This is a genomic window from Pantoea sp. X-Soil-MYKO-1785 (assembly GCF_059730675.1).
On sequence record NZ_AP036000.1, the window covers coordinates 101,124 to 113,440 of the forward strand.

Sequence of the window (12,317 nt, forward strand, 5' to 3'; positions counted from 1 at the left end):
TGAAACTGGCTGATGTCCAGGTAAGAATGGCCTAAAGAATAGAACAAACCCGCGTCGCGGCACAATGTGAAACCATCACTGATATGCAGCCGATCGCGGTTGTCTGCTGCCGGGCAGGATGCGCGACACATTCGATGAGGTTGTGGTGGTCATCACGGCCGTTGTCCGCCCGCCTCCGCAACCGCAGACCAGCGGCAGCATAACGCGTTGCAGCCGCGCTAAGACGGCCTCAGAACACCACGGCCTGCCCATCTTTACGGCTTTCGGTGGCGGCGATATAGAAGCCCTGCGGATCGCGGACAATCGCCTGGGCACCGCCAAAGTTATAGTTGCTCAGCGGATCTTCCAGCAGCACCTGGTGGCCCATGCGGCGCAGAGTGCTGAGGGTATTGCGGTCAAGAGTCGATTCAAATACCACTTCACGGCCCTGTTCCACCCGCCAGCGCGGTGCATCAATCGCGGCCTGCGGGTTTTGCCGATGCAGCATAATCCGCAGCGCCAGCTGCAGGTGCCCCTGCGCCTGCATCGGTCCGCCCATCACACCAAACGACATCAGTGGCTGGCCCTGACCATCCAGCGCGAAAGCGGGAATAATGGTATGGAACGGTCGCTTGCCGCCCGCCACCACGTTGGGATGATGCGGATCGAGTGAAAATCCCGCGCCACGGTTTTGCAGGCTGATACCGGTATCCGGCACCACCACGCCCGATCCAAAACCCATATAGTTAGACTGAATAAACGACACCATCATGCCGCTGGCATCGGCGGTGGAGAGATAAACCGTGCCGCTTTGCTGCGGGGAACCAAACGCGTAGTCGCCCGCCTGCGACGGATCGATTAACGCGGCCCGCTGGCGAATATAGTCCGCGCTCAGCAGCCGATCCGCCGGGAATTCAAGGTGATCTTCATCGCTGACGTAGCGCGCCAGATCGACCAGCGCCAGCTTCATCGCCTCAATTGACAGATGCAGCCACTGCGGTGAATCGGGCGCATAACGGCCAATGTCCCACTCTTCGAGGATGCCGAGCGCGATTAAGGTGGCGATGCCCTGACCGTTAGGCGGCAGCTCCTGCACCGATCCGCCGGCAAACGGACGAGAAAGTAACTTCACCCAGTCAGCGCGATGCTGGCTGAGATCGTCCAGCGTCAGGGCGGCACCGTGCTCGCGGGCAAAAGCCACCATCTTCTGCGCCAGTTCACCGCGATAAAAGCTTTCCCCGTGGCTGTCAGCAATCTGCTGCAGGGTGCTGGCCTGGGCCGGGTTACGAAACAGTTCACCGATGCGTGGCGGACGGCCCTGCGGGGCAAAACAGTCGCTGAAGCCAGGCTGCTGCCGCAGCTTGTCATAACCGCGCTGCCACAGCTGACCAATCAGCGGTGAAACCGGGAAACCGTGACGCGCATAGTCAATCGCCGGCTGGGCTAAGGTGGTGAGCGGCAGCGTGCCGAAGCGTTGTGCCAGCGCCACCCACGCTGACACGGCGCCCGGCACCGTGACCGACTCCCAGCCGATCTCCGGCATCACCTGATGTCCGGCAAAGCGTTGCGGGCTCCAGGCGGCTGGCGCCCGCCCGGAGGCGTTCAGGCCGTGCAGTTGCTGGCCATCCCAGACAATGGCGAAGGCGTCACTGCCGATGCCGTTGCCGGTCGGCTCGACCACGGTCAGCGCGATAGCGGTGGCGATGGCGGCGTCCACCGCATTACCGCCCTGTTGCAGCATTCGAATGCCGGCCTGGGCCGCCAGCGGCTGTGAGGTGGCGACGGCATTACGCCCCATCATCGGCACCCGATGGGAGGCATAACTCACATTGAAATCGACTTCACTCATCGCTGTTCCTTTTGATTGATTGATCCCATCCGCAGAGCACTCCCTTTAATGCTGCCGTCCGTCAGCGCACCACGACAGCGCAACTGGCTCACGCAGAACGCTCGTACGCACCTGCATAAGGCACCCGCGCGCGAAAGCTGCATCTGCCGCTAAAAAGGTTACGGCAGGGTAAAAGAATTGTTAGCTCACGGATGTGAGCCACGCCGCGGCTGCGCGGTATATCAGCCCAGGACTATTCTTAATTTGATTAACATAGTGAATATAAATGTTTAAGAAGTGAGCCATTGGCGTATATTTTGCACTCGTTCAGCAGGGAGTGTATTTCCTCACAGAATCGAGAATATGCTGGCAGAAAGCATGACGGCATCCACATTACTACCAAACATAATTTGATTTTTTTGCCGCTTGCTGAGGCACAAAAGATATTAGCCTCAAACACTTAGTGGCGCTGGAACTTTTCCAGCTAAGAAAAGATAAAAAAATAATTATAAATTGCGCGGCAAATCGTCAGGTCTCTATCCATACTTAGCTTCCCGGCATTTGTTGCATTGACCTGACATGTTTACAAGCAGTGCACAGCAGGCTGTTTCCCGTAGTGGTTTTCTCATAACAAAAACAAACCCTTGCGGGATACAGCCTGACCAGGCCCGGTTTCAGAGTCTGACTTCAGACTCGTACCTCTCTACTTTCACGTGCTTCATAGTGAGTTTTTAAGGAGTTCTCTATGGAATTAAAAGACCCAATGTTTGAATTGCTCAGCAGCCTTGAGCAGATTGTATTGACACGTGACAACCGTCCCGCTGAGATCTCTATTCAACGCCAACCTGCCGTGCCAGAGCCACAGCGTCTGCGCGAAATGACCGGCATGCAGGTTGATGAATTTGCAAAAGTGATGGGCGTAAGCGTTTCTTCAGTAAAAAGTTGGGAAGCCCGACGTACCCGTCCTTCCGCGACAGCTCAGAAATTAATGAAGCTGTTGCATGCCAACCCCTATCTGGGTCGGCAGCTACTGGAATAATGAAGAAAAAATCCAAAGGAACCCGCCATGGCGGGTTTTTTTTTAGCCTGGCTCACGGTATCTGGCCGCCTGTTTCTCAAACCAGCTGTCCGGCACGTTATAAGGCGGCTGCCCCAACTGGGCAATGCCCGATTCGATAATGGTTAAGGCCTGCTGCCAGAGCTGCGCATTACCCTGCTTCAGCAGGTCAATCTGCACCTGTTTTTCCACCAGGTAGATGCGGGCGAAGTGGGGATCGAAGCGCACGATCGCTCGGGTGTTGTCGATGATGTCCGCCAGCTTGATGGTTTGCGCCTCCGGACTGGCGCTGGCGGTATGCCGGAAGTGCGCCAGCTTGCGCGCTGCCCGGTTCTTTGCGGACGCCGGTGCGCTGTCGGTCAGCATCTCGACCAGGCTGGCAACGCGGGCACCAAACAGCGTGTCGATATCTGCCAGCGTGGTCGGCGTATCTTCAACCGTATCATGAAGCCATGCCGCCGCCAGCAGAGCGTCGTCATCGCTGACGCTGCGGACCAGCTCCGCCACTGCCGCCGGGTGAACAATATACGGTTCATCGGTATATTTGCGGCGCTGGCCGGCATCGGCATGGGCCTGCGTAGCGTAGCGTCGCGCGCGTTCTTCCAGTGAATCCTGCATGCGTTTTCCCCTGTTCAAAAAGTTTGCTTGCAATTATCTAGCGCGCTATCTATATTTACCACCATGAACAGTGATCAAGATGACAAAAAAGTGAAAACGATGCCACTGTTGGTCGATCAGCAACTCTGCTTTGCACTTTATTCCGCTAATCTGGCGATGAATAAGGTCTATCGTCAGCTGCTGACCCAACTCGACATTACCTATCCGCAATATCTGGTGATGCTGGTGCTGTGGCAGAAGGACGATCTTACGGTTTCAGAGATTGGCGAGCAGCTTTTCCTGGATTCAGCCACGCTGACGCCGCTGTTGAAGCGACTGGAGAGTGCCGGACTGATTATGCGTCAGCGCACCCGCCAGGATGAGCGCCAGGTGGCGGTAACGCTGACCGAGGCTGGCCGGGCGTTGCGCAGCAAGGCGGAATCTATTCCGGAAGCGGTCAAATGCGCGACCGCCTGCGACGATGATGCGCTGCTGGCGCTGAAAGTGCAGCTGGATGGCTTACGCGACAATCTCAACCGATCACGATAAATCTTACTGACGGGCGTATCGTGCCCGTTGAACCTCACCGCCTCATTACCGCGTTACAAGTAGTGAGCGATTAAATAGCGTAACGGAGAAATGTCATGTCTTTAGAACAAGTGGTTTACCGCGCAAAAGCCAAAGCAACCGGTGGTCGTGATGGCCGTGCAACCTCTTCTGACGGTGTGCTGGACGTGAAGCTGGGCGTACCAAAAGAGATGGGCGGCGCAGGTGGTGAAGTGACTAACCCTGAGCAGCTGTTCGCTGCGGGCTATTCAGCCTGCTTCCTGGGCGCAATGAAATTTGTCGCTGGCCGTGACAAAATCGCGATGCCGAAAGAGGCGTGGATTGAAGGTGAAGTGGGTATCGGCCCAATCCCGAATGGCTTTGGTATCGAAGCGACCCTGAACATTCACCTGCCAGAGATGGATGAAGCCGAAGCGCAGAAGCTGGTTGATGCTGCACATATCGTTTGCCCTTACTCAAACGCAACCCGCAATAACATTGACGTGACGCTGAATATCATTCGCTAAGCGTACCGCGGGCCAGCTATGCTGGCCCGCTCTCTCTTCCGTCCGCCCGCCACGCCTTATCCCGCACTTCTGCCTTGTTTGCCTCAGTCGGGATCCGACCGGCAATACCGTTTGCACAAAAAATGTGCTAATCGGCTCGACAAAGATTATTTTCTGGTCTATCGGGTGTTGCCATGTTTTACTGGGCCACCTCGCGTTATAGCCTGAAATCCGTTCAGAATTCTCCTTCATCGGGTCCGGTCCGCTTATTCAGCGAACTCTGCCGCGTTTCGGTAGTCACATTAAAGATTTGGTAAAGCGCATCATTCCGGGGAAACTCCATTTTTCATGAATTATATTAAAACCTTAACGCAGCAAAAGTTGTCGCTACTGCTCGCGCTCTATCTCGGTATATTATTGAATTTACCGATTTTTTATCGCCGTTTTGACGGTTTCCTGACGAAATCGACGGTGACCAACTGGCTAACTGCCGTGACCGAAGTGGTGGCAATTGTGCTGCTGACTTTCTTCCTGATGCGGCTGTTGTCGCTGGGTGGAAAGTGGTTTTATCGGGTGCTCGCCACGCTTATCGTGCTGATTTCTGTTGCCGCTGCCTATTACATGGCATTTTTTAACGTCGTGATTGGCTACGGCATTGTGGCATCGGTGATGACCACCGATACCGACCTGTCGAAAGAGGTGATTGGCTATCACTTCGTGCTGTGGATGGTGCTGGTTAGCGCGCTGCCGCTGTTAATGATCTGGCGAAACAAACTGAGTATGACGCTGAATGAACAGCTGCGTACGCCGGGGCAACGCCTGAAGCCGACCCTGATTATGCTGGTCTGCGTGGCGCTGGTCTGGCTGCCAATTCGGTTTTTCGACAAGCTGCAGAAGAATAATGAAGAGATCACCAACATCGATCTGCCGAGCTACGGCGGTGTGGTGGCGCACTCTTATCTGCCATCTAACTGGCTGGCGGCGGTGGGGCTGTTTGCCTGGACCCGCATAGATGAGTCGCTGAATAGCGAGGAACTGCTCGATCCGGCGAAGAAATTTACCTACGTCGCGCCTGCCGGGCTGGATGATACCTATGTGGTGTTTGTGATTGGTGAAACCACCCGCTGGGATCACATGGGCATGCTCGGCTACGAACGTGATACCACGCCGAAGCTCTCTAAAGAGAAAAACCTGGTCGCGTTCCGCGGTGAATCCTGTGATACCGCCACCAAACTGTCGCTGCGCTGCATGTTCGTGCGCGAAGGCGGCACCATGGATAACCCCGGCCGTACGCTGAAAGAGCAAAACGTGTTTGCGGTGATGAAAGAGCTGGGCTTTACCTCTGAGCTGTTTGCGATGCAGAGTGAGGTGTGGTTTTACGACAACATCAACGCCAATAACTTTGCTTTCCGTGAGCAGATTGGTTCAGAGAAGCGTAACCAGGGTAAAGCGGTCGATGACATGCTGCTGGTGCCTGAGATGAAGGCGTCGCTGGATCGCTTCCCGAAAGGCAAGCATCTGGTCGTGCTGCACACTAAGGGGTCGCACTATCTCTATTCTCAGCGTTACCCGCGCAGTTTTGCGAAGTACCAGCCGGAATGTATGGGGGTTGATGAGACCTGCAGCAAAGCGCAGTTGATTAATGCCTATGACAACTCGGTGCTGTATGTCGATAGCATGCTCGACAGCGTGCTGGATCAGCTGCGTGATAAGAAGGCGATTGTCTTCTATGCTGCTGACCACGGTGAGTCGATTAGCGAAAATATGCACCTGCACGGTACTCCACGTGAGATGGCTCCGCCGGAGCAGTTCCGCGTTCCGATGATGGTGTGGGCGTCTGATAAGTATCTTGCCGACAGCCAGAACCGCAGCAACTTTGAGCGTTTGCAGGCGCAGCAGCGCGTCGGCAAAACCCATCGCCACGTAGAGTTGTTTGATACCATTCTTGGTTGTCTGGGTTACACCTCGCCAGATGGCGGGATTAATCCGGCCAATAACTGGTGTCAGGCTCCGGCGACCAGCCCGGCGAAACCGCTGTAATAACAACGCCGAATTGGTGGAAAGGGCGCGGGATTGTCAGTAACCGCGCGCTTTCCAGGCGATCGGCGGCAAAAGCGCAAAAAGCGGTTGACGCTGATCGGGGGTCGCAGTAACATGCGCCCCCATCGGCGAGTAGCGCAGCTTGGTAGCGCAACTGGTTTGGGACCAGTGGGTCGGAGGTTCGAATCCTCTCTCGCCGACCATATTTAAGAAACCTGTCTGAAAAGACAGGTTTTTTTTCGTCTGTAGCTAAAGAGGATGAGGACCTCCGAAGGAGGTTTGAGCCGAGCGCAGCGAGACAACGTTGCTTCAGCAACGGCCCGGAGGGCAGGCTCGCAGAGCCAGGTAATCCTCTCTCGCCGACCATATTTAAGAAACCTGTCTGAAAAGACAGGTTTTTTTTCGTCTGTAGCTAAAGAGGATGAGGACCTCCGAAGGAGGTTTGAGCCGAGCGCAGCGAGACAACGTTGCTTCAGCAACGGCCCGGAGGGCAGGCTCGCAGAGCCAGGTAATCCTCTCTCGCCGACCATATTTAAGAAACCTGTCTGAAAAGACAGGTTTTTTTTCGTCTGTAGCTAAAGAGGATGAGGACCTCCGAAGGAGGTTTGAGCCGAGCGCAGCGAGACAACGTTGCTTCAGCAACGGCCCGGAGGGCAGGCTCGCAGAGCCAGGTAATCCTCTCTCGCCGACCATATTTAAGAAACCTGTCTAAAAAGACAGGTTTTTTTTCGTCTGTAGCTAAAGAGGATGAGGACCTCCGAAGGAGGTTTGAGCCTGCTGATTGGCCCAGTCAGGGTGAATCTGGCCGCAACGAATAAGCTCAAGGCGCCGGGAACACGGGCAGAAGAGGAAAGCGGCCCGCGGCATGGACGGCGTGGGCCGAGCGGCCAGGGATTGGCTTTAGCGTCTTTCCGATCCGGCAGTGTTCCCTGAGCAGTCCCGGTTTCAACGCCAGTCAGGCTTCAGGGAGCATACGTCTTGCGCAAAGACGCCTTCCCTGACCGGCTCAGCGCGGGCCATCCCTGACCCGCTATGCTTAGCTACCGGCGTAGGCTCCCTTTGCTTTATGTCCGGAGCAGTACCAGGCGGCCAGGGATTGGCTTTAGCGTCTTTCCGATCCGGCAGTGTTCCCTGAGCAGTCCCGGTTTCAACGCCAGTCAGGCTTCAGGGAGCAGACGCCTTGCGCAAAGACGCAAAAGACGCCTTCCCTGGCAGGCTCAGCGCGGGCCATCCCTGACCCGCTATGCTTTGCTACCGGCGTAGGCTCCCTTCGCTTTACGTCCGGCAGGGCGATAGACGGCTGACGAACCCTAATCAGGGTAAGTCTGACCGTGTTTACTCTGCAGGCAGCAGCCTGTAACGAATCGGGCCACTCTCTTCTTCTTTACGCTTTCCCCGCTTTCCTTCGCTGGCTGTTCTTTTTTGCAATCTTCCAGAAAGTTCCAATAACAGGCTTCCGTAACGCTATCTGCTTTTCAGCCGGGATTAATCCGCTTTTCCGGTCGGCAGGCCTTGCTACATCTGCGACGCAGGGATAATTCGTGACACGTTCTTCTTATGACCGAAAGCGGCAAGTTGCTGATTTCTTATGCCTCAATGCCAGCATATTCCGCTGGCTGAACGTCATAACGCACGGTGAATCGTTCAGTTATTCAACATTTGCCGGTAAAAGTTTTAAGTTTTTTAGCGGTGAGAATCACTAGCGACAAACTGCCTATCCAGCAGAAAGTCCGGACGTTACGCCAGTGACACTGTGCTTTGTATGGCTTTTAGCCGAAAAGGGTTTTTTTTACCGTTGCTTGCTATCCCTCACACTCTGTGTAAATAACTAACCGTTGTATTGACGTTCATTGCAACTGTTGACAAATTGATGCGTCAATAAAGTGCAGTTACGGAATTTTCCGACCGCTTCTACGGCACCCGGAAAAACATAAAAAAACCTGACGCGCTTTAGCCACCCGTTCGGTGGTACGCCTGAACCGCATAAAAAAACCAGAGGTCGGGCAATGCACACAACATCACATCACAATGGAGCAAAAGCATGATCAACTCCCTGGCTAAATCCGGGATGCTGAAGGTCGGTCTGAGCCTGATTGCTATGACTGTCGCCGCCGGTGTTCAGGCAAAAACCCTGGTTTACTGTTCAGAAGGTTCTCCGGAAGGCTTTAACCCGCAGTTGTTCACCTCGGGTACCACTTACGACGCCAGCTCACGCCAGATTTATAACCGTCTGGTTGAGTTCACCATCGGCACCACTGAACTGCACCCGGCACTGGCCGAGAAGTGGGATGTCAGCGAAGACGGCAAAACCTACACCTTCCACCTGCGCAAAGGCGTGAAGTGGCAGACCACCAAAGATTTCAAACCGACGCGCGAATTTAACGCGGATGATGTGGTGTTCACCTTTGAACGCCAGCTGGATAAAAACAACGCCTACCATGGCGTCTCCGGCGGCAGCTACGAATATTTCGAAGGCATGGATATGCCGAAGCTGATCAGCAAAATTGAAAAAGTGGACGATCATACCGTGCGCTTTGTGCTGACCCGTCCTGAAGCACCGTTCCTTGCGGATCTCGGCATGGACTTCGCCTCTATTTTGTCGAAAGAGTACGCGGACAACATGCTGAAAGCTGGCTCACCGCAAAAAGTCGACCTGAATCCGGTCGGTACCGGCCCGTTCCAGCTGCTGCAGTACCAGAAAGATTCGCGCATTCTGTATAAAGCCAACCCGGACTACTGGGGCACCAAACCGAAAATCGATCGGTTAGTCTTCTCCATTACGCCGGATGCTTCTGTGCGTTACGCCAAACTGCAAAAGGGCGAATGTCAGGTCATGCCGTATCCAAACCCGGCTGACATTGCGCGCATGAAGCAGGATAAAAACATCAACCTGTATGAGCAGGCTGGCCTGAACGTCGGCTATCTGTCATATAACGTTGAGAAAAAACCGCTGGATAACCTGAAAGTACGTCAGGCCCTGACCATGGCGGTGAACAAGCAGGCAATCATTGATGCCGTTTATCAGGGTGCAGGCCAGACGGCTAAAAACCTGATCCCGCCAACGATGTGGGGTTACAACGACGCCGTTAAGGACTACACCTATGATCCTGAAAAAGCCAAAGCGCTGCTGAAAGAAGCAGGCATGGCTGACGGCTTCTCCATCGACCTGTGGGCGATGCCGGTACAGCGTCCTTACAACCCGAACGCGCGCCGTATGGCGGAGATGATTCAGTCCGACTGGGCGAAGATTGGTGTGAAAGCCAAGATTGTGACCTATGAGTGGGGCGAATATCTGAAGCGTGCCAAAGCCGGCGAACACCAGACCGTAATGATGGGCTGGACCGGTGATAATGGGGATCCGGATAACTTCCTCGCCACCCTGTTCAGCTGTTCAGCGGCCAAAGATGGCTCTAACTACTCGCGCTGGTGCGATAAATCCTTTGAGGATCAGATTCAGCCAGCACGCGCCACCGCCGACCAGGCCAGGCGCATCGAGTACTACAAGCAGGCACAGGTTGTAATGCATGACCAGGCACCGGCGCTGATGATCGCGCACTCAACGGTCTACGAACCGGTCAGCAAGAAAGTCTCCGGCTACAAAGTCGATCCGCTTGGCGGACACTACTTTGCCCAGGTAGACATTCAGGAATAATTGTTGCCTTTTCCGGAGCGGCTACGCGTCGCTCCGGCTTTATCTCCCTGTTTTACTGGAAACGGTAGAGGCGCAGCCTGGCTGCGTCGCGGTCGGGCCTACCCGATCGTCAGATGTAAGCAATAACTACCCTCGCGGCGACGGTCGCGCGGACAAGAGAGAACCCGGATTATGCTGCAGTTCATACTCCGACGTTTGGGCCTTGTCATCCCAACGTTTATCGGTATTACATTACTCACTTTCGCATTTGTTCACATGATCCCCGGCGATCCGGTGCTGATCATGGCGGGCGAACGCGGTATTTCCCCTGAACGTCACGCGCAGTTAATGGCGCTGTTAGGCCTGGATCAACCGCTGTGGAAACAGTACCTGAACTACATTAACGGCGTATTACATGGCGATCTCGGCATTTCACTCAAGAGCCGCATCCCGGTATGGGATGAATTTGTGCCGCGCTTTAAAGCCACGCTGGAACTGGGTGTCTGCGCGATGCTGTTTGCGGTCGCGGTCGGTATCCCGGTTGGGGTGATGGCGGCGGTTAAACGTGGCTCGATCTTCGATCACACCGCGGTCGGCATCTCACTGACCGGCTACTCGATGCCGATCTTCTGGTGGGGCATCATGCTGATCATGCTGGTCTCGGTGCAGTTCAACCTGACGCCGGTTTCCGGCCGCGTCGGCGACACCGTATTCCTTGATGACACCATGCCACTGACCGGCTTCATGCTGATCGACACCTTTTTCTGGGGCGAGGCGGGTGATTTCCACGATGCGGTGATGCACATGATTTTGCCCGCTATCGTGCTTGGCACCATCCCGCTGGCGGTGATTGTGCGTATGACGCGCTCGGCGATGCTGGAAGTGCTGGGTGAAGATTACATCCGTACGGCACGCGCCAAAGGCCTGACGCGGATGCGGGTTATCGTGGTGCATGCGTTGCGTAACGCCATGCTGCCGGTGGTGACCGTCATCGGTCTGCAGGTCGGAACCTTACTGGCCGGCGCGATCCTGACCGAAACCATCTTCTCGTGGCCGGGTCTGGGTCGCTGGCTGATCGAAGCGCTGCAACGCCGTGATTATCCGGTGGTGCAGGGCGGGGTGCTGCTGACGGCGGTACTGATTATCCTGGTCAACCTGCTGGTTGATCTGCTGTATGGCGTGGTTAACCCGCGCATACGTCATAAGAAATAAGGGGGCATCATGTCTGTTGTTGATCCCGCCAGCGTAACCGCTGCACCCAAGCCGATGACCCCGTTTCAGGAATTCTGGCACTATTTTAAACGCAATAAAGGCGCCGTGGTGGGCCTGGCGTACATCATTATTATGCTGCTGGTGGCGGTGTTCGCCGATCTGCTGGCGCCCCATGCGCCGGCGGAACAGTTCCGCGATGCGCTGCTGCATCCGCCGGTCTGGCAGGAAGGTGGAAGCTGGAGCTACATTCTCGGCACCGATGATGTTGGCCGTGATGTGCTGTCGCGTCTGATGTACGGCGCGCGACTGTCGCTGCTGGTCGGCTGTCTGGTGGTAGTGCTGTCGCTGATTTTCGGGGTGATCTTCGGTCTGCTGGCCGGTTACCTCGGCGGCGTGGTGGATGCCACCATTATGCGCCTGGTCGATATCATGCTGGCGCTGCCGAGCCTGCTGCTGGCGCTGGTGCTGGTGGCCATTTTCGGTCCCTCGATCGTTAACGCCTCTATCGCCCTGACGTTTGTCGCGCTGCCGCACTACATTCGACTGACCCGTGCCGCGGTACTGGTGGAGGTAAACCGCGACTACGTGACCGCCTCCAGCGTCGCCGGGGCCGGTATGCTGCGTCAGATGTTCGTTAATATTCTGCCTAACTGTCTTGCGCCGTTGATCGTGCAGGCGTCGTTAGGTTTCTCCAACGCCATTCTGGATATGGCGGCGTTGGGCTTTCTCGGTATGGGTGCGCAACCGCCAACCCCGGAGTGGGGCACCATGCTCTCCGACGTGTTGCAGTATGCGCAAAGTGCCTGGTGGGTGGTGACGTTCCCTGGATTAGTCATTCTGCTTACCGTGCTGGCATTTAACCTGATGGGCGATGGTTTGCGTGATGCACTCGACCCGAAACTCAAGCAGTAAAGAGGCACC

Annotated in this window: 9 protein-coding genes, 1 tRNA gene and 3 other RNA genes; 11 read left to right on the plus strand and 2 right to left on the minus strand. The window is 55.5% G+C overall.

Translation table 11 applies throughout. The features are described from left to right. Positions 1 to 229: 229 nt before the first annotated feature. Positions 230 to 1,828, minus strand: coding sequence for a gamma-glutamyltransferase family protein (locus AC6I8D_RS00460; protein WP_312759206.1), 1,599 nt, complete (start codon positions 1,826 to 1,828; stop codon positions 230 to 232). 724 nt (positions 1,829 to 2,552) lie between these two features. Here AC6I8D_RS00460 and AC6I8D_RS00465 point away from each other — a divergent pair. Continuing rightward, positions 2,553 to 2,846: an HTH-type transcriptional regulator gene (locus AC6I8D_RS00465; RefSeq protein ID WP_031375566.1), complete on the plus strand. Its 294-nt coding sequence runs from the start codon at positions 2,553 to 2,555 to the stop codon at positions 2,844 to 2,846. A 42-nt stretch (positions 2,847 to 2,888) separates the two neighbouring features. Here AC6I8D_RS00465 and AC6I8D_RS00470 read toward each other — a convergent pair whose 3' ends face one another. After that, on the minus strand, positions 2,889 to 3,482 hold the full coding sequence (locus tag AC6I8D_RS00470; protein WP_497819506.1) for an HD domain-containing protein: 594 nt from the start codon (positions 3,480 to 3,482) through the stop codon (positions 2,889 to 2,891). Between the two features lie 63 nt (positions 3,483 to 3,545). On the opposite strand from AC6I8D_RS00470, the gene AC6I8D_RS00475 reads away from it, so the two are divergent. The 10 genes from AC6I8D_RS00475 to dppC all read left to right on the plus strand — a co-directional run bounded on the left by AC6I8D_RS00475 (position 3,546) and on the right by dppC (position 12,308). Further along, complete coding sequence (locus AC6I8D_RS00475) at positions 3,546 to 4,010, plus strand: MarR family winged helix-turn-helix transcriptional regulator (RefSeq protein ID WP_312054819.1); 465 nt, start codon at positions 3,546 to 3,548, stop codon at positions 4,008 to 4,010. Positions 4,011 to 4,105: 95 nt separating this feature from the next. Beyond that, complete coding sequence (locus tag AC6I8D_RS00480; RefSeq protein WP_031375563.1) at positions 4,106 to 4,534, plus strand: organic hydroperoxide resistance protein; 429 nt, start codon at positions 4,106 to 4,108, stop codon at positions 4,532 to 4,534. Positions 4,535 to 4,861: 327 nt separating this feature from the next. Next, the gene (eptB, locus tag AC6I8D_RS00485; RefSeq protein ID WP_312054816.1) at positions 4,862 to 6,553 is read left to right on the plus strand and encodes a kdo(2)-lipid A phosphoethanolamine 7''-transferase; all 1,692 of its coding nucleotides are present in this window, start codon (positions 4,862 to 4,864) and stop codon (positions 6,551 to 6,553) included. A 126-nt stretch (positions 6,554 to 6,679) separates the two neighbouring features. Beyond that, positions 6,680 to 6,756 (plus strand) — tRNA-Pro (locus AC6I8D_RS00490). A 34-nt stretch (positions 6,757 to 6,790) separates the two neighbouring features. Continuing rightward, positions 6,791 to 6,919: non-coding RNA, RtT sRNA (locus AC6I8D_RS00495), on the plus strand. A 34-nt stretch (positions 6,920 to 6,953) separates the two neighbouring features. Further along, a non-coding RNA gene (locus AC6I8D_RS00500) (RtT sRNA) lies at positions 6,954 to 7,082 on the plus strand. A 34-nt stretch (positions 7,083 to 7,116) separates the two neighbouring features. After that, positions 7,117 to 7,245: non-coding RNA, RtT sRNA (locus tag AC6I8D_RS00505), on the plus strand. A gap of 1,349 nt (positions 7,246 to 8,594) precedes the next feature. Further along, positions 8,595 to 10,205, plus strand: coding sequence for a dipeptide ABC transporter periplasmic-binding protein DppA (gene dppA / locus AC6I8D_RS00510; RefSeq protein ID WP_312054814.1), 1,611 nt, complete (start codon positions 8,595 to 8,597; stop codon positions 10,203 to 10,205). A 171-nt stretch (positions 10,206 to 10,376) separates the two neighbouring features. Beyond that, positions 10,377 to 11,396, plus strand: coding sequence for a dipeptide ABC transporter permease DppB (gene dppB, locus AC6I8D_RS00515; RefSeq protein WP_312054812.1), 1,020 nt, complete (start codon positions 10,377 to 10,379; stop codon positions 11,394 to 11,396). 9 nt (positions 11,397 to 11,405) lie between these two features. Then, positions 11,406 to 12,308: a dipeptide ABC transporter permease DppC gene (gene dppC / locus AC6I8D_RS00520; protein ID WP_094120946.1), complete on the plus strand. Its 903-nt coding sequence runs from the start codon at positions 11,406 to 11,408 to the stop codon at positions 12,306 to 12,308. Positions 12,309 to 12,317 lie beyond the last annotated feature (9 nt).

Coding starts and splice junctions, on each gene's coding strand:
- AC6I8D_RS00460 (WP_312759206.1), bottom strand. CDS start 1,828: ATGAGTGAAGTCGATTTCAATGTGAGTTATGCCTCCCATCGGGTGCCG.
- AC6I8D_RS00465 (WP_031375566.1), top strand. CDS start 2,553: ATGGAATTAAAAGACCCAATGTTTGAATTGCTCAGCAGCCTTGAGCAG.
- AC6I8D_RS00470 (WP_497819506.1), bottom strand. CDS start 3,482: ATGCAGGATTCACTGGAAGAACGCGCGCGACGCTACGCTACGCAGGCC.
- AC6I8D_RS00475 (WP_312054819.1), top strand. CDS start 3,546: ATGAACAGTGATCAAGATGACAAAAAAGTGAAAACGATGCCACTGTTG.
- AC6I8D_RS00480 (WP_031375563.1), top strand. CDS start 4,106: ATGTCTTTAGAACAAGTGGTTTACCGCGCAAAAGCCAAAGCAACCGGT.
- eptB (WP_312054816.1), top strand. CDS start 4,862: ATGAATTATATTAAAACCTTAACGCAGCAAAAGTTGTCGCTACTGCTC.
- dppA (WP_312054814.1), top strand. CDS start 8,595: ATGATCAACTCCCTGGCTAAATCCGGGATGCTGAAGGTCGGTCTGAGC.
- dppB (WP_312054812.1), top strand. CDS start 10,377: ATGCTGCAGTTCATACTCCGACGTTTGGGCCTTGTCATCCCAACGTTT.
- dppC (WP_094120946.1), top strand. CDS start 11,406: ATGTCTGTTGTTGATCCCGCCAGCGTAACCGCTGCACCCAAGCCGATG.